The sequence below is a fragment of the Streptococcus sp. 2018037 genome, assembly GCF_019754195.1.
Taxonomy (GTDB): domain Bacteria; phylum Bacillota; class Bacilli; order Lactobacillales; family Streptococcaceae; genus Streptococcus; species Streptococcus hashimotonensis.
The window spans coordinates 24,348-49,289 of the sequence record NZ_JAIJZQ010000009.1 but is presented as its reverse complement, the minus strand read 5'-3'; the positions used below and the strand labels follow the sequence as shown (position 1 = coordinate 49,289).

General features: G+C 39.5%; 25 protein-coding genes and 1 tRNA gene. 22 read left to right on the top strand and 4 right to left on the bottom strand.

The window, feature by feature from the left end; genetic code table 11:
• From K5Q29_RS05045 to K5Q29_RS05010, 9 genes are all read left to right on the top strand, one after another.
• Complete coding sequence (locus K5Q29_RS05045; RefSeq protein ID WP_172699867.1) at positions 1-1,380, top strand: T7SS effector LXG polymorphic toxin; 1,380 nt, start codon at positions 1-3, stop codon at positions 1,378-1,380.
• Positions 1,381-1,393: 13 nt separating this feature from the next.
• Entirely contained in the window at positions 1,394-1,933 is a 540-nt protein-coding gene (locus K5Q29_RS05040; protein WP_105139867.1) for a hypothetical protein, read from the top strand.
• A 2-nt stretch (positions 1,934-1,935) separates the two neighbouring features.
• On the top strand, positions 1,936-2,442 hold the full coding sequence (locus K5Q29_RS05035) for a hypothetical protein (protein ID WP_105139868.1): 507 nt from the start codon (positions 1,936-1,938) through the stop codon (positions 2,440-2,442).
• A 13-nt stretch (positions 2,443-2,455) separates the two neighbouring features.
• Entirely contained in the window at positions 2,456-2,881 is a 426-nt protein-coding gene (locus K5Q29_RS05030; protein ID WP_105139869.1) for a DUF5082 family protein, read from the top strand.
• 48 nt (positions 2,882-2,929) lie between these two features.
• A complete protein-coding gene (locus tag K5Q29_RS10690; RefSeq protein WP_260619127.1) occupies positions 2,930-3,064 on the top strand; it encodes a hypothetical protein in 135 nt (44 codons plus the stop codon).
• Positions 3,065-3,181: 117 nt separating this feature from the next.
• Positions 3,182-3,925, top strand: coding sequence for a hypothetical protein (locus K5Q29_RS05025; protein ID WP_105139870.1), 744 nt, complete (start codon positions 3,182-3,184; stop codon positions 3,923-3,925).
• Between the two features lie 44 nt (positions 3,926-3,969).
• Positions 3,970-4,584, top strand: a complete 615-nt coding sequence (locus K5Q29_RS05020; protein WP_172699868.1) for a hypothetical protein — start codon at positions 3,970-3,972, stop codon at positions 4,582-4,584.
• A gap of 226 nt (positions 4,585-4,810) precedes the next feature.
• Positions 4,811-4,972, top strand: a complete 162-nt coding sequence (locus K5Q29_RS10895; RefSeq protein WP_172699869.1) for a DUF4176 domain-containing protein — start codon at positions 4,811-4,813, stop codon at positions 4,970-4,972.
• Positions 4,973-5,057: 85 nt separating this feature from the next.
• Positions 5,058-5,723, top strand: a complete 666-nt coding sequence (locus tag K5Q29_RS05010; RefSeq protein ID WP_105139873.1) for a hypothetical protein — start codon at positions 5,058-5,060, stop codon at positions 5,721-5,723.
• 406 nt (positions 5,724-6,129) lie between these two features.
• Here the strand turns inward: K5Q29_RS05010 and K5Q29_RS05005 are convergent, their stop codons facing one another.
• Positions 6,130-6,999, bottom strand: a complete 870-nt coding sequence (locus tag K5Q29_RS05005) for an RluA family pseudouridine synthase (RefSeq protein ID WP_105139874.1) — start codon at positions 6,997-6,999, stop codon at positions 6,130-6,132.
• A 1-nt stretch (position 7,000) separates the two neighbouring features.
• Entirely contained in the window at positions 7,001-7,969 is a 969-nt protein-coding gene (locus K5Q29_RS05000; RefSeq protein ID WP_024413586.1) for an NAD(P)/FAD-dependent oxidoreductase, read from the bottom strand.
• Between the two features lie 153 nt (positions 7,970-8,122).
• Between K5Q29_RS05000 and pbp2a the strand changes: the two genes are divergently transcribed.
• The 5 genes from pbp2a (at position 8,123) to K5Q29_RS04975 (ending at position 16,578) form a co-directional block, all read left to right on the top strand.
• Positions 8,123-10,336, top strand: a complete 2,214-nt coding sequence (gene pbp2a / locus K5Q29_RS04995; protein ID WP_105139875.1) for a penicillin-binding protein PBP2A — start codon at positions 8,123-8,125, stop codon at positions 10,334-10,336.
• Between the two features lie 33 nt (positions 10,337-10,369).
• Positions 10,370-10,522, top strand: coding sequence for a 50S ribosomal protein L33 (rpmG, locus tag K5Q29_RS04990; RefSeq protein ID WP_002940258.1), 153 nt, complete (start codon positions 10,370-10,372; stop codon positions 10,520-10,522).
• 9 nt (positions 10,523-10,531) lie between these two features.
• Positions 10,532-10,708, top strand: coding sequence for a preprotein translocase subunit SecE (gene secE / locus K5Q29_RS04985; protein WP_002940255.1), 177 nt, complete (start codon positions 10,532-10,534; stop codon positions 10,706-10,708).
• 109 nt (positions 10,709-10,817) lie between these two features.
• The gene (gene nusG, locus K5Q29_RS04980; protein WP_002940254.1) at positions 10,818-11,357 is read left to right on the top strand and encodes a transcription termination/antitermination protein NusG; all 540 of its coding nucleotides are present in this window, start codon (positions 10,818-10,820) and stop codon (positions 11,355-11,357) included.
• 142 nt (positions 11,358-11,499) lie between these two features.
• On the top strand, positions 11,500-16,578 hold the full coding sequence (locus K5Q29_RS04975) for a S8 family serine peptidase (protein ID WP_105139876.1): 5,079 nt from the start codon (positions 11,500-11,502) through the stop codon (positions 16,576-16,578).
• 42 nt (positions 16,579-16,620) lie between these two features.
• On the opposite strand, the gene K5Q29_RS04970 is transcribed toward K5Q29_RS04975, so the two are convergent.
• Positions 16,621-16,691 (bottom strand) — tRNA-Cys (locus K5Q29_RS04970).
• Positions 16,692-17,061: 370 nt separating this feature from the next.
• On the opposite strand from K5Q29_RS04970, the gene rpsB reads away from it, so the two are divergent.
• The 7 genes from rpsB (at position 17,062) to K5Q29_RS04935 (ending at position 23,626) form a co-directional block, all read left to right on the top strand.
• On the top strand, positions 17,062-17,838 hold the full coding sequence (gene rpsB / locus K5Q29_RS04965) for a 30S ribosomal protein S2 (protein WP_012775356.1): 777 nt from the start codon (positions 17,062-17,064) through the stop codon (positions 17,836-17,838).
• A 129-nt stretch (positions 17,839-17,967) separates the two neighbouring features.
• A complete protein-coding gene (gene tsf, locus K5Q29_RS04960) occupies positions 17,968-19,008 on the top strand; it encodes a translation elongation factor Ts (RefSeq protein ID WP_105139877.1) in 1,041 nt (346 codons plus the stop codon).
• A gap of 109 nt (positions 19,009-19,117) precedes the next feature.
• Positions 19,118-20,650, top strand: a complete 1,533-nt coding sequence (locus K5Q29_RS04955) for a pilus ancillary protein 1 (protein WP_105139878.1) — start codon at positions 19,118-19,120, stop codon at positions 20,648-20,650.
• A gap of 6 nt (positions 20,651-20,656) precedes the next feature.
• Complete coding sequence (gene lepB, locus K5Q29_RS04950) at positions 20,657-21,199, top strand: signal peptidase I (protein WP_079268952.1); 543 nt, start codon at positions 20,657-20,659, stop codon at positions 21,197-21,199.
• Positions 21,200-21,219: 20 nt separating this feature from the next.
• Positions 21,220-22,245, top strand: coding sequence for a QVPTGV class sortase B protein-sorting domain-containing protein (locus K5Q29_RS04945; RefSeq protein WP_105139879.1), 1,026 nt, complete (start codon positions 21,220-21,222; stop codon positions 22,243-22,245).
• A gap of 16 nt (positions 22,246-22,261) precedes the next feature.
• Complete coding sequence (srtB, locus tag K5Q29_RS04940) at positions 22,262-22,969, top strand: class B sortase (protein ID WP_029752678.1); 708 nt, start codon at positions 22,262-22,264, stop codon at positions 22,967-22,969.
• A gap of 36 nt (positions 22,970-23,005) precedes the next feature.
• Positions 23,006-23,626 (top strand): Spy0128 family protein, encoded by a 621-nt coding sequence (locus K5Q29_RS04935; protein WP_172699870.1) that lies wholly within the window; start codon positions 23,006-23,008, stop codon positions 23,624-23,626.
• Positions 23,627-23,873: 247 nt separating this feature from the next.
• On the opposite strand, the gene K5Q29_RS04930 is transcribed toward K5Q29_RS04935, so the two are convergent.
• Positions 23,874-24,212 (bottom strand): thioredoxin domain-containing protein, encoded by a 339-nt coding sequence (locus K5Q29_RS04930; RefSeq protein ID WP_105139881.1) that lies wholly within the window; start codon positions 24,210-24,212, stop codon positions 23,874-23,876.
• 269 nt (positions 24,213-24,481) lie between these two features.
• Here K5Q29_RS04930 and K5Q29_RS04925 point away from each other — a divergent pair, with 269 nt between their 5' ends.
• Positions 24,482-24,940 (top strand): CtsR family transcriptional regulator, encoded by a 459-nt coding sequence (locus K5Q29_RS04925; protein WP_221877037.1) that lies wholly within the window; start codon positions 24,482-24,484, stop codon positions 24,938-24,940.
• The last annotated feature ends 2 nt before the right edge of the window (positions 24,941-24,942 follow it).

The following is a 24,942-nucleotide window of genomic DNA, read 5'->3' as shown; positions in this document are numbered from 1 at the left end:
ATGACAAAGAAGTTAGATAATACCGCTATATCAACCCTTAAGACAGAAGTTGAAGCTTCGTACTCAACTGCGGAAACCAGTCTTTATGAGATTTTCAAAGCACTGTCCGTTTTAACGCAGTCAGCGAACTTTCGTGGAGCAGGTGCAGAATCTCATAAATTGTTTTTACAAGAAGCCAGTTTAAACTACGCCTATGTTCTGTTAGAGGTGACGCAAACATTTAAATCCTATATCTTAGAAGTTGAGAAAGGATTCTTGGAGTATGAGTCGGAAGTTTCAGGAAAAGTGAATACTGATACAGTTTCTGAGTATAAGACTTCTTTGTCAGGGATAGCCAAGCAGATAGAATTACTAAAAAGTGATTTGACTTCTCCAGAATCAATAGCAAGAAGCAACGGAGTGAATATTGTTTCAACTGGAGCTGGAAATTTAGCAACTCAATTTTTTGCGATTGATTCTAATTTAGAGAAAGTTAACCAAGATTTAGCAAATACGGATAGTTCCTTGAAAGGTAAAGCAACTATAGTTTCCGAAGCAATTTCCAATTTGAAATCAAATTTAGATAGCGTCTCTTCTACCTACATCACTTCAACAGGTAAATACAACACCTCAACCATAGGTCAGTTGACGAAACAAGATTGGTATCTAAAAGGATGCAGGAACGTATTTGCGGACAAACAGAAGTCGGACCCCTTTGTTTACAATTCAGGGTCGGCCTCAGTGTGGGAGGGGCAGTATGCGGTTGGTTTGGCGAAGGATACATACCTTACTACAACAGGAGCTGTAGCATCTGGACAATACAAAGCAGGGATTGATGGTGGAGAAATATATTTAAAATCTAATGGATATATTTTGGGAGGTAGTCTAGAAGTTCAAGCAACTTCTGCTATTGAGGTAACAGCAGCTGCTAGTATGGCATCAGGTAATGTAGACTTGCGCACCGGAAAATATGGATGGTACGCTAGCGGAGGTGCAAGTGGACCATCTGCACAAGGAAAAGTTGGAATTATAGATGGGCTATTTTCTGTCTCAGGTCAAGCTAGGTTTCTTTTCGCAGAGGGGACAGTTGGTTCGTATGATAACGGCGAAGAATTCTATTACGGATTTGATGCTAGTGCCAGCCTTACTGAAGCAAGTGCAAATTTCGATTTATTTAATGTACAAATAGATGGACAGAAGCCAGTTTTTGCAATTTCAGCTGAACCTGTTTTAACTGGTGGAGGCGGAGCGACGGTTGCAATTTCAGGTCAATCTGTATATGAAGATTTTTTAGGAGTAGATTGGTTAGATGTTGATGCAGTGACATTCAAAGTAGGTGGAAAGGCAATAATTGGTGGGAATATCTCGGTCACAATTCCTTGGCCAGATCTCAATTTTTAGAAAGTAAGAAATCATGAAAAATATTATCTTAATTGTCACAAGCATGTTCTTATTAACAGCTTGTGGAAATTCGAGTACAAATACAGAAACACAATCAAGTGTTGAAAGTAGTACAAGTAGTTCAGTGGAGGATAAAGCGTTGACATTAGTACATGGAAAAAATACAACTCAATCTGATGAAGTTGTTCAATATGTTGAGGATTTGCTTGAAAAGAATCCTAATTTAGGAGCAGAAAAAGCCATTAGCTTAAATTATGCAGATGCTACGAATTCAGATGGAACCACTACCTACGCTTTGTTCTTAGTAACGAATAGGACGGTAGATAGGATTGAACAGAATTTTGATTTTACTGTCAAATGGTCCTATAATGGAACAGTCATCTATGAAAATCAAAAAGTACTGTATGAGCCTGATGAATATGGGGTGCTAGAACCCAATACGACAGCTATTATCTTCCTACCTCTACCTGATGAGAGTGTTGAAGTTGCAAAAAATATGACAGATAATAGCAAAATTTCACTTTCGATTTCGGATTTGGCTTATGTGGAGTAAAAATGAACAAGACTTGGTTATATCTTTTAATATTTTTGCCGATAACTGTACCTTTTTGTTTTTTTCTTTATAGATGGCGTAGGGAATATGTTATTCGAAAATACAGTACTTCTACAATTATCGGTAAAGTTGTTGCACATAGAGAATGGATTTCACTTCGTCCCCCAATTATAGAGTATGAAGTAGAGGGTATTATATATAGAAAAGCCCTAGAATACAAATCTGTTGTTTATGGTCCAAAAGATATTTCATATCCTCGTGATATAGAAGAACTCCGAAATTATATGTTGGAAAGGAAGAAGTTATACAACATTGGTTTAATGCCGTACAATATGTATGAACTATTTCCTATTGGATATGAAATGACAGTGATGTACAATACGAAGCGACCTCAGTTAGCTTTTGTAGAACGTTATGCTGGGGGAGAGTTATTTTTTAGATTTGTCAGCTTATTCTATTTTCTTGTAATAATCCTTATCTGTTTGTTCTTGTTTTTTGTTTTAATATAAGGAGGTATTTCTAATGTCAAAAGATGCTGAAATTGCTCGTTGTAATCAACGGATATTAACTACTAATAGTCAGATTTCAAGTACAGAATCAACAATAGCCACTTACAAAACAAAACTAGAAGCACTTAAAAAAGCTTATGAAGCTATGAAGACAACTAGATCTGATTTTAAGGATAAAAAGAAATCATTGAGTCAATTACAGAGGAGCGCGGACACGAGTTGGTCTGGAAACTTATTCGATACAAAATATGATAAATCACTCGAAGATTTGATCTCAGATGTTAACGATGTTATTGGTAAAATTGATGATAATTTAGATCGTATCAACAATAAGATAAATGACTATGAAAATAAAATCATGCAAAAAGAATCGTTCTTAGGTGGGCTATATAGTGTATTAAATAGTCTATGGGGACAGTTAGAAAACTTATTTAATTAAGGAAAAATTACGAAAAAATTAGTCACTATTATTTTACTTTTCATAGGGATGGTGGCTATATCTGCTTGTAGTGGTTCTGATGAAATCATCGGAACATGGCAAGCACAGGCAGCAGATGGGACAGAGCTGATAATTGAAATTGACAAAAAAACAGATTGCGGTAGTTTGAAACAAGTTGAGTAGCTCTGCTATTTTTCAAAAACCTCAAGAGCTGAGGTTGAGGTCTTCCAAGTAGCCCTTCCAACCTATGCCAAGGACTCCTTTGGTCTGGTGCAGGCTGTACAGGATGAGGCAAAAACCATGGCTGCTTCTTGGACAGGTCGTCGTCCAGAAGGGATACCAGTCATGCCTGAGAGCCTGAGCTTTGAAGAGTTTGCGGGTCTAGCAAGCGTGCAAGAAGTTGTCGCAGGTGGTGAGCTACCAATCGGACTAGACTTTGAGAATGTGGAAAGTGTTGGTTTGAATATTGGAGCTATGAAGCATTTATTGGTTTTTGGGGATCAATTATCTACGGTGGGCCGTGTGATGAAACATATAGTGACTTATTCTCTTTCTCTTTTGCCAGAAAAAGAAATTATCTACGTTTCATCAGAGCAATCATCGTTTAATTTTATAAGTGATACTATAGATAGAGTTATTACTGCTGAGATTGGAGTTGAGAAACTTCTGTTTCAAGAAATTCAACAGAGGAAGACTCAATCTATTCAAAAAGTAAGTTTCTGCATTATTCCTGATATAATAGCTTTTCTGGAGCAGACTAAGATGAGTTACTCAGACTTTATAAAACTCTACCAAGAATCACTCAAAGTAGGGGTCCAACTGATAATTGGTGCACAAAAATCATCGTTACTCAAGACAGATTTATCTATTAAGTATATTAAAGAGAATCTGGTGACGGCAATCGTTGCTCAAAGACTATATGATCAAAGTATTGTACAACATAAAATGACAAGTCGTGAGGAGACTTTGAAAGTAGATGAAGTGTATCTATATCATGACCAAGACTATCAAAAAGTAAAAATTAGTAAGCAGGTGGCGGAGTAATGAATCGAATAAAAAAACTAATGATGTGCATTTTAGGAGGTGTTATGATAATGGGTTTGACAGGTTGTAATAAAGAAGCAGAGATTAGAACAGAGTTGGCACCGATGTATGAGGTGTTGGACCAGCAATCTATAGAGAATTTTGATATTCTTTCGATTGAAGATAGTTTGAGGATATATGGTATGGAGAGTGCCAAGGCATTTAAGACTGACTTGGCTATTAGTTCAGATGGACAATTTGAAGGAATGAGTTATGATTTGTCAGTTTCTGAAACGGAAGGCTATCCAACGACTTATATAGATGGAAATTTGAAAATTAATACGACTAGTGAAGTGTTATCCGATAGAAAAATGTTATTTGAAGAATTTCATTTTTCAGAAGACTATTTTAATAATCTAGAGCTAGTGAAGGTACTGGACCATCCCAATACTTATATGAAAGAGATTACCTACCAAGAGAAAACTCCTTCGGAATACACAAAGATGCTGATAGATTTATATGATTTAACTACCTCAAGAATGGCAAATATTGAAATTAGTAAAGTAAGGGCTGACGAAAAAGCGTTTGCTTATATATTGACCTACTCATTATATGATGAGACTAATATTTCAATTAAACGTGTCTTTTCTTTTGTGATGGAGGATAAAACAGATGAGTAAGGCTGATATTAATCGTCGGGTGGAGGTATCTGCCGATATTGCAGACAGTGTTTATAAATTTGAAGAGTATTTGGTAAAGAATAGCGATATATTATCGGATAGGTAGTGTAGTAAGGCTAAATAGAAGTGAAAATGTAGACTTAATGATTATCAATAGGGGTTATATTGTTCTTCAAGATGGAAAAGAAGTTTATTTTGATTATGGGCAGTTCGAATCCCACAGGGATTGGTTACTCCAGAGGAAACTTACTTTTTCAATCAAGAAAATATTGTAGCTGTAGTACTTCGTGGTTATGTCAACATTGATGAGCAGTCTTTTTCAAGTCAGTGTGATACATTGATTTCAGAATCTGGTTATGAAACAGGAAAAGTTCTATCATATAATTAGTAATTTGAATCCTCAGTAAATTGTTTGCTGGGGATTATTTATTGTATAATAGGAAAGTATGATAATCTGATAAGGATGAGTAAAAATGAAAACATCAATATGGAATGCCTCTTTAGAAGAGAGCATGAATCTTGTAACAGATAAATACATCAAAACTTCTATGGATGATGTTAATCAACATGGATATAAGAAGAAAATTTTAGGTTTTTTTACGATGGTTCTTTTCATCGGACTACTCAGTTTAATTGGAATCTATATTGATAAGGAATCTGGAGTATTGTTATTTTTAAAAGCTGAACTATTATTTCGAATCCCATTAGTACTAAGTTTGCTGTTTTTATTATGTTATCTGATGGAATTGAGAAAAGTCAAGGAGTATAGAGTTCTATCCTACTATATTTTTAATAAGTATATGTTTTGGGTGATGAGTTGTTTTATTTTACAACTTTGGCTGATATGTGCTGTAGGATTTGCGATTCTATGGGGTTCAGTTCTGTCAATTATCGTCAATGTCGGTATTTTTAGTATAGTGGTATCAGAACGTCTTATTTCGTTTATAAAGAAAACAGAAGGAGCATTGTATCAAGGACAACCATCAAATAACATCTTGTATAAATTCCTGGAAAAATTTGTTGCTTTTTCAAAAAGATATGGTGGTGGTTTAGTTGTTCTTCTCCTTGTTAGTCGTTTTGTATTTAAAAATAGCTTTCAAAGTGCAAGTGGAGAAGACATTTACCATAATGATTTTTAACGCTCGCTGGCGATGACATTCAGTGTTTTTTCCCTATCCTCCCGTTTTATTTCTCTGTAGCTATTGCTACTAGTTGTATAGAGGGATATTACTTGGAGAAATATTCCGAAGATTACCGTCAACTATCTGGTTATTCCGTAGAAGACTGGTATGGTAAAAAGTCCAAGCGATATAAGGAAAGTTTGGGAGAGTAGGTTTTGTTTAGCTCGTCTTAATTTACTTTTGGTTTATGGCTAAGCAATGGATTCCAAAATCCCAAGTTACATAATTTTTTGATGCTTAAGTTATTAACTTGTAAACCCAGACAAGATTACCTTGTCTGGATTTTTTGGTTAGTGGAAGCATAAAAAAATTCACTGGATTAGTCCAGTGAAATAGGGATATAGAGCTCTAAGGGTACAGCTATTTATTTCATGTTTTTTAAGACTTTCTCAAAACTCTTCGATCGTGCTTCCACGCTGATTTCTTCAAGGGTCAGCGGGTGCGTTAAGCTGAGTTTTTTGGCGTGGAGCATGAGGCGGGGGGCTGCGATTCGACTATAGAGTGGGTCGCCAATCAGAGCATGGCCATGATGAGCCAAATGCACCCGAATCTGATGGGTCCGCCCTGTCTGAAGGCGACAGGAAACGAGACTGTTTTTGCCAAGGCTCTTCAAGAGATGGACCTGGGTCAAAGCGGCCTGTCCCTTGCGGTTGTCGACCACCCGCTTTCTGCGGTCGTGTCGGTCCCGTCCGATTTTATCAGTGATAGTCCAGTCTGTCTTTCTTAGCTCCCCTTGGCAGAGGGCCAGGTAGTCACGATAGATGACCTTGTCCTCCAAAAGCCGATTGAGAATGGGCAGGATAAAGGGATTTTTAGCAAAGAGAATGGCTCCGCTGGTTTCCATATCGAGTCTGTGGACCACATAGCAGGTCTGACCCACATAGGCAGATACATGGTTGAGCAGGGCGATTTCCGTCGGCTCATTGCCGTGGGTTTTCATACCTTCAGGCTTGTTGACGATAATCAAATGCTCATCTTGGTAGAGTTCCTCAATCAAGTCCGCCTGTCCTAGAGGAATGCTTTTTTCAGGATAATCTTCCTGGTCAAAGGTCAATTCGAGCAGGTCACCTGCGGCAATCGGACTCTGCCAGTTAATCAGCTCACCGTTGACATGGACGTGTTTCTTGGTGCGGAGGAAGTGACGGATTTTTCTAGGAATGAGAAAATAATCTTCCAAGACTTCCTTGACAGTCAGCTGCGGAAAGGCTTGGGGAATGCGAATATCAACTTTCATCTTATAGGCTAGTCGAGTGCTTGGGTTGCACTTTTTCATTTGGATTGAGGTAGTTCATGGCATTGTTGACTGCGGTTGGGGCTTCGCCCAGTCCAGTCGCAATCAGGTCAACCTTGCCCTCGTAGAAGCAACAGTCACCGATAGCATAGATACCAGGAACAGAGGTTTCTTGCTTGCTGTTGACCACGATGCGGTGGCGATTGAGTTCCAATCCCCATTCTTTCAGCGTGCCGACAGATGATTTGAAACCGTAGTTGACAAAGAGGTGATCGAAAGACAGGCTGAGCTTGTCCTCGCTCTTAACCTTGTCAAAATGAATCTCAGAAGCTCTGCTATTTTCCCCAGAAAGCCCTTTAGGAACAAAAGGTGTGTGGATGCTGACGCTGGACTGCTTGAGCTCTTCCACGCTGTGCTCAAGGGCTCGGAAGTTGTCGCGACGGTGGACGATGTGAGTGGTCTTGGCGATTTTTTCAAAGGCCAGGGACCAATCGACCGCAGAGTCACCGCCACCCAAGACGACGATGTCCTTGTCGGCATACTGCTGGATATTGGATACGTGGTAGTGGACGTTGTCAAAGCTGTCAGCACCGTCAATCTCCAGTGGACGTGGCTTGAAGGCACCGCCACCCATAGCGATAATCAGGGTCTTGGTCTGGTGGCTACCTTTGTTAGTCGTCAGGGAAATGACCTCTCCTGGCTCAATAGCAATCAGGGTTTCATTGAGGCAGATCGTAGTGTCAAATGGAGCCAGTTGGGCAAGGAGGTTGTCGGTCAACTCTTGTCCTGTCAGGCTTGGAAAGGCAGGAATGTCTAAAATAGCCTTCTCAGGATAGAGAATGGCAGGCTGGCCACCCAGTTGGGGAAGGGAGTCAATGATTTTGACCTTGGCTTGACGGAGGTGGGCGTAGAAGGCGGCGAATAAACCGACTGGTCCGCCACCGATGATGGTAATGTCATATACTTGTGTCATGGGAATCCTCTTCTTTGTTCAGAATGACCCTATTTTATCATATTTTTTGGAAAAATTCTTTGTCTGTTGTCACAAGTTATCGCAGGCTTTTTTCTGCTAGTTTTTACGAAATGGTGTATAATGGTACAAAATTCACTAGAAAGAGGTTAAAGTATGGACGATTTGCAACATCAGCCGATTGAAGTTCCAGAAGATTTCCAAATTGATCCCGAAGACCGACCTAGCCGTCGCCGCAGGGGAAATCGTGGCTCTGTTGATAAACCAAAGAAAAAATCACATATTCCGGAGCCGATTCGTAAATTTTGGCGCCGTTACCAACTGACTAAAATTTTAATCATTTTAATGGTCCTGACAGTTCTTACAGTAGGTGGCTATCTATTTTTTCTTGCAAAGACAGCTAATGTTGGTGATTTACAGCAGGCGCTAAAAGCTACAACGATTATTTACGATAAAGATGGTGCGGAAGCTGGGACATTGTCAGGTCAGAAGGGGACCTATGTAGAGCTGGATGCTGTCTCTGATAATTTAGAGAATGCTGTCATCGCTACAGAAGATCGGAGCTTCTACGAAAATTCAGGTATTAATTACCAGCGGACCATTTTAGCGGTCTTGACCCTTGGGAAATCAGGTGGTGGCTCGACCATTACGCAGCAATTGGCAAAAAATGCCTTTCTAACTCAGGATCAGACCATCAGTCGAAAGGCTCGAGAATTCTTTTTGGCTCTGGAAATCAATAAAAAGTACAGCAAGCAAGAAATTTTGACCATGTATCTCAATAACGCCTATTTTGGGAATGGTGTTTGGGGAGTGGAAGATGCAAGCCAAAAGTACTTCGGTATTCCAGCCAGCGATCTTACTCTTGAGCAAGCGGCCGTCATTGCAGGTATGCTCAAGGGACCTGAGATTTATAATCCTTATTATTCTCTAGAAAATGCAGTTAATCGTCGGGATACAGTCCTGCAAAATATGGTCAATGCTGGTTATATTGATCAAGCGACTGCAGATGCAGGTTTCCAAGTAGATCTAGCCAGTCAGCTTTCAGATACCTATACAGGGAAACAAAGCAATTATTCCTATCCATCCTATTTTGATGCTGTGATTGCGGAGGCGATTGAGCGATACGGACTGAAAGAATCAGACATTATTAATAACGGCTATAGGATTTACACGGAGATGGATCAAAATTCTCAAGCCAGCATGCAGGTGATTTTTAATGATGAGACCATGTTCCCGACATCAAGTTTTGATGGTACCCATGCTCAGGCTGCCAGCGTAGCTCTTGATCCGACGACTGGTGGAGTTCGCGCCTTGGTTGGCCGAGTTAACAGTTCAGAGGATGCGGTCTTTCGGACTTTCAACTTTGCGACACAAGCCAAGCGCAGTCCTGGTTCAACGATCAAGCCTCTTGTTGCCTATGCTCCAGCAGTAGCCGCGGGCTGGTCGATTGATATGGCTCTGGATAACCATACAGAAACCTACGGTGATTACACCTTGCATAACTATGATTATTCGACTTCTGATACCATTCCAATGTATCAAGCTTTGGCTCTCTCTTACAATTTACCAGTAGCTTATATAGTGAACACCTTGGGGATTGACAAAGCCTTCGAGTATGGACAAAAGTTTGGACTTGATATGGAAAATGTCGAGAAAGTTTTGGGGGTTTCAATTGGTTCTGGAGTGGAGACTAATCCTCTGCAAATGGCCCAGGCCTACGCTGCTTTTGCGAATAAGGGTGTGATGAAGGATGCCCACCTCATCACTCGTATTGAAACGGCTAGTGGAAAGGTTTTAGCAGAGCATCGAGAAACAAGTACCAAGGTGATTGACCGTTCTGTCGCAGATAAGATGACAGCAATGATGCTTGGAACCTATACCAATGGTACGGGAGTGACAGCAGATGCGGCCAATTATCATATCGCTGGGAAAACAGGAACAACCGAAACAAGTTTTGATGTCAACCTCGTCAATGACCAGTGGCATATTGCCTACACACCTGATTTGGTCATCAGTCAGTGGGTTGGTTTTGAGCAGACAGATGAAAATCATTATATAGATAGCAGTAGCTACTGGAAGGCTCCGTCGGTCTTCCAGACTGTGGCCAATTCAATCTTGCCATATACTGCAGGAACTAAGTTCGAAGTAGAAAACGCCTATGCACAAAATGGTATTGTAGAAGTAGCTCCAGATGAAGCTACGCAAACTGAATCAAGCCTTGGTCAAGAACAGGTACAAGAAATTTCAGATCAGGCGAAAAACTTGATTGAGCAAACTAAACAAAATCTAATCGATGCCAAGTTGCCAGAACGAGCAAAAACCTTGTGGGATAACATTACGTCTTGGTTTGGAGAGTTGTCAAATCCATAAAAACATGGTAGAATGAAAAGGATGGAGGGCTTTATGGCACTAAAAAAAGCAAGCCTAGCCTGTACTGTTTGTGGTTCTCGAAACTATTCAATCAGCCTTTCGAGCAATCCCAAGCCAACACGGTTAGAAGTAAATAAATTTTGTAAACACTGTGGACAATACACTGTTCACAAGGAAACCAGATAGGAGTTACGCATGAAATTTATCAAAGACATTATCCGCATTTTAAAAGATACGTCTTGGCCAACTCGTAAGCAGAGTTGGACGGATTTCGTGTCTGTAGTGGAATATACTGCCTTTTTCGTAGCGGTGGTTTACCTCTTTGACTTGATTTTGTCACGAGGAATCATGAGCTTGATTAATCTTTTCTAGAAAATACTTGCCATTTGTAAAATGGAAGTGATATAATAAGGAAAAGCGAAAGCCTTCGGGCTTTTTTTAGCGTCTAAAAATTCCGTGTTTCCAAAGAAAGGAAGTAACAATGTACGATAGTTTTGATAAAGGCTGGTTTGTTTTACAGACCTACTCAGGATATGAAAATAAAGTGAAGGAAAACTTGCTCCAACGTGCCCACACTTATAACATGTTGGAAAACATCCTCCGTGTAGAAATTCCAACTCAGACTGTTCAGGTTGAAAAGAACGGTGAGGTCAAGGAAGTGGAAGAAAACCGTTTCCCTGGTTATGTTTTGGTGGAAATGGTTATGACCGATGAAGCTTGGTTTGTGGTTCGTAACACGCCAAACGTTACAGGTTTCGTGGGTTCACACGGTAACCGTTCAAAACCAACTCCACTTTTGGAAGAAGAAATCCGTCAAATCTTGGTGTCTATGGGACAAACCGTTCAAGAATTTGATATTGATGTCAAAGTTGGCGATACTGTTCGTATCATCGACGGTGCCTTCACAGACTACACAGGTAAAATTACAGAAATTGATAACAACAAGGTCAAAATGGTTATCTCTATGTTTGGTAATGATACCATTGCAGAGGTTAACTTGAGCCAGATTGCTGAGTTGTAATAAGTTGTTAAAGCGCAGGGAAACCTGTGCTTTTTCTTGTTTTTGAGGCTAACTCAAAAAAAACTTGCCAAAGATTTAAAAATTTTATAGAATTAGGTGTACCTAACTTATAAATTAATCAATATTAAAAAACGGAGGTTTTATGAAACAGAAGTGGTCTCAGATTGAGAATAAACAACGCTTTAGCATCAAGAAGTTAAGTGTCGGTGTGGCATCGGTATCAATAGGATTTTTTATCACAGGTATTCCGATGGTTCAAGCAGATACTAGTGGAGAAGGATTGGAGTCTACGGTTGCGGTCGCAACGGATATGGACAGCAAGCAAGATTCTGTGGCAGAGAAAAAAGAAGATGGACCATTATCAGATGAGCCAGCTAAAACGGAGCAGGTGGATGAACCAGTTGCTGAAGAGGGAGCAGTCGAAGAAGTTGTAGATACAGAGGCGGGTGAAGAATCAGGTCTTCTCACAGATCGAGTTGCGACCGAGATAAAAACTACAGCTGGTAAGACAACAGAAGAGTCAAGGGAAAAAGAAGACATTAGCGTAAAAGAAGCTAGTGCTCCTCAAACAATCCCGCAGGAATCACAGCTTGAGCCAGAAGAGGTGACAACAGGGCGCTATATTTTACAATTTTCCGAAGAGAACCGAAATCTTGTATTGGATAAATTAAAGAAAATTGATGGCGTTAAAATTGTTCATGAGTATAAGGAGGTTTTAACGGGAGCATCTGTAGAGGTAGGGAAAGAAAGTTTGTCTGATGTGAAGGCAATTACCGAATTAACCTCTTTAGAAGAGAGTCGCCGTATCCGACCGACTCTTCATACTGCTAAACAGCTGGTTGGTGCCTTAAAAGCAAGTTCTAAATATCAGACAGATGGTCGCGGAATGGTGATTGCAGTCATTGACTCCGGTTTGGATATTAAGCACAAAGACATGAGGTTGGATGATGGTGTCATTCCTAAAATCAAGGACATTACTCCATCTACGACAGGAACATACACACTGAAAGTTCCCCATGGCTATAATTATGTATCTGGTAACGATAATCTTTACGATGATACCCACGAACCACATGGTATGCACATAGCAGGAACTCTGGCTGGAAATGCAACAGACGAAGAAGTTGCGTCTAAAAAGGGAGTTGATGGGATTGCTCCCAACGCACAACTGCTAGTCTACAAGATTTTTTCAAATGACCCTAAAAATTATAAAGCTGAGACGGAGGATGCTGCCTATGCTGCCATTGAAGATGCTATCAAACACGGGGCAGATGTCATCAGCTTGAGCGTTGGTTATTATGATAGCGGGCTGCCAGGGAATGCTTACTACACGATTGCTAAGAGGGCAGCAGAAAAGGGGATTATCATTACAGCAGCTATTGGTAATGCTGGCGCCTCCTCTTCAGACACCTCCTTTGACCTGCATACAAATAATGCCTTGGGAGCTGTGGATACGGCAACAACAGTTGGCGTAGCAGCGACTCCTGCAGTTATCGCGGTTGGATCGGCGAGAAATACCCATCTTGTTCAACGCGAATTTATGCTGAATAGGCAGTCTTTTGGCTACTATCCTATTGGCTATACAACGCTTACAGAGGGAAAATATGAATTTGTAGATGCTGGAAATGGTCATTGGGAAGAAGTGCAGGGGCTTGATTTGGCTGGTAAAGTCGCGGTTATCAAAAAAGATAAGTTTGACTTGAAAGATGCTGTTCGTAATTTGAAATTCAAGGATGTTGCTGGAATTATTGTGATAAATACTGATCAGGGATGGAACAAGGATTATTATAGGACCCATCAGTTATTGGTAGATGATAAGACTTTGCTTTCTTATTCCTCTATCTGGGGCATCAGTCTTAGTGGAGAAGATGGAAGGCGATTATTGGAAGTTGCCAACCAATCGCAAGACAACACTGGTTTGGTTCTCAGGCCTACAATTGGAATGAAGAAGTTAATCGAAGTACCGACTGTATCAGGCTTTTCTAGTTGGGGGCCTACGGTCAACTTAGAATTGAAGCCAGAGATTGTGGCACCAGGAGAGGATGTTTATGCAACCTTGAATGACAATCGTTATGGCTCCATGTCAGGGACTTCGATGGCTTCGCCAATTGTGGCGGGTGCCAGTGCACTTTTATTGCCACGGATTCGCCAAATGACACCACCAGAAGGCATGACTAGGATGGATTTGCTGAGAATCATTTTGATGAATACTGCTACCCCTTTGGTTGATGTTCTAGATTCATCTGGGCATGCTTTGGAAAATTCTCCGAGACAACAAGGTGCTGGTCTGTTGCAGATTGATAGAGCCTTTGAAACAGATGTGATTCTTCACCACCGTCTAAAAGGAGGGGTGGAATTAAAAGAAATAGGGCGTGAGACAGAATTTGAGGTAACCTTGGAAAATCTGGGAAACCAACAAAGAAGCTTTGCTATTTCAGCTGGGAAAGTATTGACTAGTCAAGATGTTCCTGTTGATAGAATAGGACGTTCTGGAAAAGTAGTTAAAGAGATTCATGCGGCAGAAATCAGGGGTTCGAGTATTCATCTTTCTGAGCAATCCATTCAACTGGGTCCGAAAGAGAAGAAAACTATTCGTCTGAGATTGGATGCAGGAGAAGCGAAAGACCAGTTTGCAGAAGGGTATATTTACTTCAAATCATTGACGGAAGGGCAGTCTGACATCAGCATTCCTTATTTTGGCTTTGTTGGGGACTGGTCAAAAGAAAGGATTGTTGATGCACCGGCTTGGGAAACCAGTTCTAAATTGAAACTGACCTCGGTTTTATCTAGTTATAAACACAATAAGTCTGGGCGCTATATTGAACTTGGGCGTGAAAAGATTCAAGATAATCAATCGCCTCTAAATCCAGATAATATCGCAATTCAAAACCAGCATTCGGATAGTCAGATTGGGAATGCCTTTGTTCGATTTGCGCTATTGAGGGATATTACCAACTATGATTTGGATATTGTAAAAGAAGCTACAGAAGATGCTCCTGTTTTGAGGCGGATTGATACAGGAACCATGCTGTCTCGTGTTCGCTATGTAGATTATTTTGAAAGTCTTTCGGAGTATTCCAAGCTTCGTACTCCGATAGAATTACACCGTTGGGATGGGAAAGTGTACGATGCAAGCAAGGATGAAAATATACCAGCACCGGAAGGACAATATTTCTTTAGATTGCGGGTAAAAAATAAAGAAAATGGGGCCTATCAGTATACCTATCTGCCAGTCAAAATTGATAATCAAAAGCCAGAAATTGTCGCGATTGATACCAATCGTCTAACCAGCCATAGAGAACTGGTCGTCACAGCCAAGGATAATAATAAAGTTTGGGAGGTTCGAGCTAATCTAAATGGAGAAGATCTTCTTGTTGAAAAGGTTGTAGATGATGCAGGTCAACTACATTACCATCTCAAAGAAGTGGAACTGCCACTCGATGCTAAAAATCATCTCCGTGTTGAAGTGATGGATATAGCGGGCAATGTGGTTGCTGTTGAAAAAGACTTAGTGGTGCCTGTAATCCAGTTTAAAAATTTGGAAGATTTGACGGCAATTCGCAGTAAGAAAACTGTAGAAATTAAAGCGAACGTCTCAACGCAAGTTTCTGATGTGCAGGCTAACTTGGATGCTCAGGCTGTGAATTACTCTCTGGAGAATGGTCAACTATCTCTCCAGATTCCAGGGCAATCAGATGGACGCCATAGTTTTGAATTAATCTTGAAAGATAAGGATGGCAAGCTTATTTACACTAAAACCTTGAATTATTTGGTAGATAATGAAAAGCCGACGATTGATCTTGATATTGAAAAAGATGAAGAGGATGAAGAGGTTATCCAGATTGGTAAAAACGGACGCTTTACATTGAAGGGGAAAGTGAGTGATAATATTAGTCTTCCTAAGGACATCAAACTTTACTATTCCAATCTAGACATTGGTAAGGGAGAGCTGAAAATCATAGATGTAAAAGAAGACGGTAGTTTTGAGCAAGACTTCTTTAAATCTGATTTTCCTAGAGCCATCATGTTAACTGCGGTAGATGAGAAGGGTAATAAATTAAAGGACCTTCGTATCAATACAAGTCCAGAGAGTCTGGATGAGGAGGAGGAAACAGAAGTTCCGATTACTGTTAATAACTGGTTGATTGACCCGATTCGTTTCAATAAAGAAAGTCTTGGTCGTGAGCTAGATAGCGGGTTGGTTGACTTCAAAAAGCAAGAAGATGGGACTTATCTATTTACATTTGAAATAGAAGCAGAAACGGATCAAGCTCATTCTGTGCGCATCAATGGTGGCGAAAAACGCTATTTTGAGGGTAGTAAGCTGACTTATCCAGTTACCCTGATTGAAGAGGGAAATGTTGTGGATATAAGTGTGTACAATGAGGCAGATGAGTTGACTTACACGAAGAAATATCAGATGTTGGTTGATACAGAAAATCCTGTTTTACAGCTGGAAAATGAGGTGCTGCCATTGGAAAGACAGGTAGTGGATAGTGAAGAAGATGAAGACGAGGAAAATCAGTATGCAGGAGTCCTCCTGGCAGATGCCGATGGGCACTTGATACTCACCGGAAGCGCCAAGGATAATGGAATTTATTGGTCCTTGAAGATCAACGAAGATTTTGTAGCTCGAGGAGGCTTCTGGAGGCAGTATGGAAATAATGAAAAAGCCTTTCGCTATGAGCTACATAGTCTGAAAGACGGGGACACAGTCAAGCTTGATTTGAGTGACAGTTTTGGAAATGCTGTTGTGAAGAAATATAAGGTACGGTTAAATGACAAGGAGGTATCTGAGCAGGTTCCTGAAAAAGACCTTCATGTGGAGCAATCAGATAAGGATCAAACCCCTAGCATTCCTATTCCGAAATCGGAAGTGCAGGTACCAATGCCAAAAGAAGATAATTCACTTGCTCCGCAAACAGAATCTACTGAAATCGCGCTGTTAACTGGCGATACAAGAGAAGATGGTGTGGAGCATTTGGGGAGACTTACAAAACATGAGGAGGCATTAGGAATTTCTGACGAGAGCATAGAAGTGTCCGTATCACACAGAGAATTCTTTGAAAGAAGCGGAAGAGGAGAGACAGGTGCATTAGCGGCGGATACTAGTGGGAAACTGCCTCAAACTGGGGATAGCCTTGGAAGTGTCTTTATAAGCGCCTTGTTAGGTCTATTTGGTGGAGCTATGGCCCTCGGAAATCTGAAACGAAAAGAATAGCAAAAAACCTAGGGAGATTCCTAGGTTTTTTAGAATATTAAAAGGCGGTAGACGGATTTGAACCGACGATCAAGCTTTTGCAGAGCCGTGCCTTACCACTTGGCTATACCGCCATAACAAAGAATATTGTATCTTAAATCCTGGAAATGGTCAAGTGGAAAAATAAAGATTTAGAGATAATCTGGTTCGAATTTGAAAATTCTCTTGCCGTGTCGAGCTGATTGAGGAGAAGTTGGTGATGCGAGGAGAGGTTATTTGTTTGAGGAGGGAAGCTATTTTGAATAGGGGGAAGGGGAGAATTTGATGGCAGATTTTCATGAATTTCTCTGCTATTTTACTTGAAAATATACAGGTATTCTGATATACTAATAGAGTTGCTGTGCAACAAATACTCATCTCGGACCAATTGTGGTCTTGTTGCCGAAAGGTTGGGCTGCAAGTCGAAGTTCGGGAGAGGAGAAAAAACAAAAAGGAGAAATACTCATGGCAGTAATTTCAATGAAACAACTTCTTGAGGCTGGTGTACACTTCGGTCACCAAACTCGTCGCTGGAATCCTAAGATGGCTAAATACATCTTCACAGAGCGTAACGGTATCCACGTTATCGACTTGCAACAAACTGTAAAATTGGCTGACCAAGCTTACGAATTCATCCGTGACGCTGCAGCAAACGACGCAGTTATCTTGTTCGTAGGTACTAAAAAACAAGCTGCTGAAGCTGTTAAAGACGAAGCTATCCGCGCTGGTCAATACTTCATCAACCACCGTTGGTTGGGTGGAACTCTTACAAACTGGGGTACAATCCAAAAACGTATCGCTCGTTTGAAAGAAATCAACCGCATGGAAGAAGATGGAACTTTCGAAGTGCTTCCTAAGAAAGAAGTAGCATTGTTGAACAAACAACGTGCTCGTCTTGAAAAATTCTTGGGCGGTATCGCTGACATGCCACGCATTCCAGACGTAATGTTCGTTGTTGACCCACATAAAGAGCAAATCGCTGTTAAAGAAGCTAAAAAATTGGGTATCCCAGTTGTAGCGATGGTTGACACAAACACAGATCCAGATGATATTGATGTTATCATCCCAGCTAACGATGACGCTATCCGCGCTGTTAAATTGATCACAGCTAAAATGGCTGACGCTATCATCGAAGGTAACCAAGGTGAAGACAGCGTAGCAGCAGTTGAAGCTGAATTGGCAGCTGAGCCAGCATCTACAGAATCAATCGAAGAATTGGTTGAAGTTGTAGAAGGTAAATAAGTAACGAAGGCGATTTAAAATCTATAGGATTTTAGCTCGTGTACAATTCCAAACATCAAAAAAACAATCCTAGAGGGGCAGGGCTGAGCCCGCTCCTCTATTTTATAAATACAAACAAGGAGAATAGACATGGCAGAAATTACAGCAGCTCTCGTTAAAGAATTGCGTGAAAAATCAGGTGCTGGCGTTATGGACGCTAAAAAAGCATTGGTTGAAGTAGAAGGCGATATCGAAAAAGCAATTGAATTGCTTCGCGAAAAAGGTATGGCTAAGGCGGCTAAGAAAGCTGACCGTGTAGCAGCTGAAGGTTTGACTGGTGTTTACGTTGATGGTAACGTAGCAGCAGTTGTTGAAGTTAACGCTGAAACAGACTTCGTTGCGAAAAACGCTCAATTCGTTGAATTGGTAAACACTACTGCTAAAGTAATTGCAGAAGGCAAACCAGCTGACAACGAAGCAGCTCTTAAATTGACTATGCCTTCAGGTGAAACCCTTGAAGAAGCATACGTAAACGCAACTGCAACAATCGGTGAGAAAATCTCATTCCGTCGCTTTGCTTTGGTTGAAAAAACAGATGCTCAAGCATTCGGTGCATACCAACACAACGGCGGCCGTATCGGTGTTATCTCAGTTGTTGAAGGTGGCGACGAAACTCTTGCAAAACAAATCTCAATGCACATCGCTGCGATGAAACCAACTGTTCTTTCTTACACTGAATTGGATGAGCAATTCGTTAAAGATGAGTTGGCACAAATCAACCACAAAATCGAACAAGACAATGAAAGCCGTGCAATGGTTGACAAACCAGCATTGCCATTGTTGAAATACGGTTCAAAAGCTCAATTGACTGACGAAGTGATTGCAGCAGCTGAAGAAGCTATCAAAGCGGAATTGGCAGCTGAAGGCAAACCAGAAAAAATCTGGGACAAAATCATCCCAGGTAAAATGGACCGCTTCATGCTTGACAATACTCAAGTTGACCAAGCTTACACACTTCTTGCACAAGTTTACATCATGGACGACAGCAAAACAGTTGAAGCTTACTTGAACTCAGTGAACGCTTCAGTTGTAGAATTTGCTCGTTTCGAAGTGGGTGAAGGTATCGAGAAAGCTTCAAACGACTTTGAAGCAGAAGTTGCAGCTACAATGGCAGCAGCTCTTGGTAAATAACCTCCAATTGTTTGAATAAGATTTTAAACTAGCACTTCCTTCCTATAGCTCCAAATAAATAGTGCTAGAGGAAGGAAGTATTAGCGTTATAAAAAAACACGGAGGATATATGAAAAATATTCATAAATTTAGTCTACTCTTTGTGTTCATTTTGTTTTGTTCTGTATTTGGTTGGAAGCAAAATAAGGTGATAGCAGAAGAAGTAGGAACTCAGGTTATTATCCGAAAGTATGCGGAAGGCGATTACTCTAAACTGTTAGAGGGGGCAACTTTAAAATTAACTCAAACAGAAGGCAGCGGTTTCCAAGAAAAAACTTTTGTAAGTAATGCCACAGGAGAGCAAGTAAAGTTACCGGACGGTACTTATGTACTGACTGAAGTGAATCCGCCTCAAGGTTATGGAATAGCAGAACCTATAACTTTTAAAGTACAGAGCGGTAAGGTTCAAGTTCAGAAAAATGGTCAATTTGTTGATAATCCTTATAAAGAAGTTTTGAAGCCATATTCCGTTGTTGCATTTAATGATTTTTCAGATAGTGGCTATATAAATTCTGAAACGCATACTCCATATGGTAAATTCTACTATGCTAAAAATTCTGATGGTACTGATCAAGTAGTCTACTGTTTTAATGCAGAACTACATTCACCGCCGGATTCTTATGACAACGGAGAATCAATTGATCCAGATTTTGTTGAGGAGAAGGAGATTAAGTATACGCATGTACTGGGAAGTGCATTAATTCAGTATGCTCATAAACCTCGAGCGAAAACAAATGATGAACTGTTATCGCAAATAAAGAAAGTTTTAGAAAAAGGTTATCGTGATAGTTCAACAACGTATAACAATTTGACTTCAACACAGTTCAGAGCAGCAACACAATTAGCTATTTATTATTTCACAGATAGTGCGGATTTGGATAATCTAGAAAACTATCATGGTTTTGGAGCTTTACCTAAGGAAGCGTTGGACGTTACCAAGGAAATAGTTAGATATGCTGAAGATAGCAGTAATATTCCGACAATTTCTGATTTAGACTTCTTTATACCGAATAGTAGCAGATATCAGTCACTCATCGGTACGCAGTATCATCCAGAAGCATTGGTTGATGTTATTCGAATGGAAGACAAAAAAGGAGTTGTCGTACCTACGACGCACAAGTTGCAAATTTCTAAAAAGGTTACAGGGACAGCTTCGGATAAGTCAAAAGACTTTTATTTTGAAGTAGAGTTGAAAGATGCAGCCGGTCAACCATTAGCAGGAGAATATCAAGTCAAAATTACAGGAAGTGAAGAAAATGCTGAACTAACATTGAAAAATGGTAGAATCTCCTTCCCATTGAAAGATAGTGATACCGCGGAGATTTTAAATATTCCAACAAATTACACATATACAATAAAAGAATCTGCATATGATGATTATAAAACAACGATCAGTGTTGATTCAGAGTCAGAACAACTTGTTGGAACAAAAGAGATTACAAGGAACGCTGTTTCTACAGATGTTGCTGTGATGTTTGAAAATAATAAAGAAATTGTTGTACCGACAGGAATTTCTGATAATACCAATATATACCAAATGATGCTTAGTCTGGCTGTGGTAGCCATTGTATCGACCATATTTGTCAGCTTTAAAAGAAAATAAAAACGTATGGGTAAAAGAAGGAATAATCCTATTCAAAAAGATGATAAAAATCAGTCGCGAGAAGGTAGACAAGGATTGAAAAAATTTATTACTAAGTGTGCTGTAATAGCAGGGATAGGATACATTTTTCTAAACTTTGTCGTAGGAGTGATTTTTGTAAAAAATATTCACATGTTTCCAAATTTAAAAGTTGGTGATTTGGCAATATATTCAAGAATTTATGACAATATAAAAATTAATGATGTTGTTGTTTATCAAGAAGAAGATTACGAACGTGTAGGACGTGTAGTCGCACAGTCAGGTGATATTGTTGATATTACAGATAAGGGAGAATTGATGGTGAATGGTCATGTTCGCGAAGAAGAGCTTCCCTATCAAACTTCAGCCCATTCAAGTGGTGTCAGTTATCCCTATGAAATTCCTGCGGGAAGCTACTTTGTTCTGTATGATTTTAGAAAAGAACAAACGGATAGTCGATTTATTGGAGCAATTCCTATAAACAAAATAAAAGGAGTTGTGACCACACTCATCAGAGTGAGAGATATTTAAAAATAGAAGGAGAATATAAAATGAAGAAGTATAGTTTTTTAGTATCAGGTTTGGCATTGATGATGCTTGTTACAGGAACAGTTAAGGCGGAGGAGATTTCAAACTCTAACGTGGTAAATGGGACTAGTTTGAATGTAACTAAATCTTTGGATGTAGTAGATAAAGTATTGGTGCCAAATACAACATTTACTTTCACTATTTCTGGCGTTTCTAGTGAAAATGGAACAACAAAAGATGGGTTGACTGTACATGAGGGACTTACTGCTGGTTTAGAGACTTCTAAGACAGTTTCTTATACAAATAAAGATACGATAGCCAGCAAAGAACAAACGGTGGCATTTGATTTTTCTCGTGTAAATTATCCAACTCCGGGTATTTATCGCTATAAGGTAACAGAGACAGCGGGTAATACTCCGGGTGTAAGTTATTCCAATCAAAAATATGTGGTAGATGTTTATGCATTGAGTGAAGGTGATGCAATTAAACCTAAATATATTATTTCACGCCAAGAAGGCAGTGATACTAAGGAACCAATTAAATTTAATAATGGTTTGAAAACAACTGCATTAACTATAAGTAAAAAAGTAACCGGTAATGCTGGTGATAAGAATAAGGATTTTGGATTCACTATTACTTTGAAAGCAGATAGCCATTATGAAAATGGTTCTAAAATTTTTGCTAAGTTCAATGATAAGACCGGTAAAAGTACAGATAAAGAACTTTCAATAGGAGAAAACCAATTTACATTGAAAGATGGCGAGTCGTTGAGTATTGATAAATTACCAATTGGTATCACATATAAGGTTGAAGAAAATAAATCAGAAGATTATGAAGTAAGTGCAGAACTTACAGAAAATAATCAAGCTAAGCCTTATAATTTAGGTGAAGATATCAAGTCAGATGCTACCTCAGATGCAATCGTTGTAACAAATAATAAAAACATTGATACACCGACAGGTGTTGCGATGACAATTGCTCCATATGCTGTTATGACACTAGTTGGTATCGGTGGAGTTCTATACTTTGTTAAAAATAAAAAAGCTTAATCAATGCTAATGTTATATGTATGCCTTAATTAAGTGGTTAAACTGGATAATTGATAGATGTTTGTTACTGTTCTGTTTTCTAATTTTGGGACTCGCTTTGTTGGGTTTGTATAGTAATTATTTTCTATATCATAATGCAAGCGCAGCTAATTACCAAAGTTATAAAGAGAATGAAATTGATTTTGAAAAGCTTCTACACTTAAATTCTGAAGTAATAGGATGGTTAGAAGTAAAGGGAACAAATATTGATTATCCTCTTGTTCAAGGAAAAACAAATTTAGACTATATTAATAAGTCAGTAGAGGGAGAATATTCCCTCTCTGGCAGTGTTTTCCTTGATCATCGTAATCAATCTAGCTTTAATGATGTTTATTCCATTATCTATGCCCACCATATGGCAGGAGATGTCATGTTTGGGGAATTGCCAAAGTTTTGTAACGCAGATTATTTTAAAGATCATAAAACTGCGACACTTTTTCTCCCAGATGGTTCTTCTAAAACAATATCATTTTTTGCATGTGTGAAGACAGATGCTTTTGATGAAATGATGTTTAATCCGACTGGAATTGATGAACAGAGGTTTGAGAATTTACTAGCTCATATAAAAACGAAATCAGTTCAATATCGAGATTTAAAGATGACGAAACAAAATAGATTAGTTGCGTTGTCGACTTGTGAAGATACAGAAACAGATGGTAGAATATTGGTTTTAGGGATAATTTAAAGCATTTGATATTAGTATAGAATAATGGAGCTATATATGAAGAAAATATTCACTCTGTTACTTGTTTTTTTAGGGATAGTTTTAGGAACAAGTCATGTGGTCAATGCAGTTTCTGCTGAACAATCCGTTGTTACTGAAATTGTTTTCAAAAACCAGTTAGTGACTCAGAATGGAAAACCCCTCCCTAATGGAAAGTTTACTTTTATTTTGACTCCAGAAGATCCTAGCTTTCCCCTGCCTAAAGAAGGGACAAAAGTAACAGTTGACGGAGAAAAAGAGGGACGTTTTTCAAATTTAACCTACACAACACCTGGTAAGTACACATATATACTTTCTCAGGAAGATAATGGTTTAGAAGGTTATATTTTTGACCAGACAAAATATCGAGTTACTGTTCTTGTTTCAGTGGATGAAGTGACAGCTCAATTACGTACATCAATAGTTGCTTCAGAAATGAATCAAGATAAGAAAACTGAACTTCTCTTTAAAACTATTTATACCTCTGAAGAAAATAAAGTTGCTGACAACAAAAAAGTTGCTAACAACATAAAAGTCTTGCCTCAAACAGGAGAAAAAACTACTAAAGAGATTTTCTTATTGGGTGTAATGCTTATTGTTTTATTTATTGGTTTAATAGTATATAAGAGAGCATTTTAAGTTATATTGTGATGTAATCAAGTTGTAATAAAGATGGTAAAAGTTTTGGCTTTTTGGTCGATGCTTCAAACCAAAATAAAGTCGTTAGAATTGTACTTCTAATGACTTTTTCTTTTTTGTAAAATCGGTCTTAGGGCGGATGTCGGATATATTTGGTTAGGTTATACTAGTATCAATCCTAAATATTTTTCATAATCTCCTTAAAAAGCACCGGTCTTGTGGTCGGTGCTTTTTTGTCTGTTATGTATTAGTCCTCAATAAAAGCCACAATTTCTTCTTCCGTCATGCTGGAATCGCAGCGGACTTGGACGCCGTTTGCTTTTGCGACGAGGAGGCCTGGTACGGTAGGAACTCGGTAGTGGTCGCGGAGGGCCTGGAGTTCAGGGCTGACTTGGCTGGAGTCGAGGAAGTGGACGGTCACTTGCTTGTCTTGGGCGACCTTGTGGAGTTTTGGCGCAAAGCGGTTGCAGTAAGGGCAGGTTGCTCGTCCGATGAAGAGAACAGCCCCCTCTTTTGCAGCTAGAAGGTTCTGTGCCTGCTCCACAGTCACACTTGTAAAGTCTTGAATGTAATCTTGAAAGTTCATGGTATAAGATATAAAGGGCCTTAAGCGGACACAGACAAACTAGGAAACAGAACGACGACTAGTTCTCGTTTATCTTTTTGACCTAGTCCGTAGCCCGTATTCAGTTCAACCAAATACGGAGCCCCTAGTCCTTTCTATTTTTTCTTTTATTATAGGATAAAGCAGAGCAGATTTCAAAATTCTGCTATGCTAGTTGCTAGGCTTTTGCTTTCAAAATTCGTCATTTTAAGGTATAATGGTCAAAGATAGTCAAAGAAAGAGGCGATACTATGGCGATGAAGAATACATCGGATTATATAGAAGAGCATATCAAAGCCATCTTGGACCAAGTCTGTGTAGCTGAGTTGCGTCGAAGTGAATTGGCCAGTCGGTTTGAAGTGGTGCCAAGTCAGATTAACTACGTCATTAAAACCCGTTTTACAGCCAGCCGTGGCTATATTGTTGAGAGTAAGCGTGGTGGTGGTGGTTATATCCGAATTGGGCGGATTACCTTTTCGGATAAGCACGAACTGGTCCATGATTTGTTAAACAACATGGGTGAGCAGTTGTCTGCGACGGTTTATGCGGATATTTTACAGCTCCTTTTTGATGAAGGATTGATGACAGAACGAGAAGGCAATCTCTTTTTGTCCACAGGATCTGATGAAATATTAGGGAAAGATGCAAGTTCCATTCGAGCACGCATGATGCGTCAAATACTACGACGTTTAGATAGGAAAGAGGATTAATT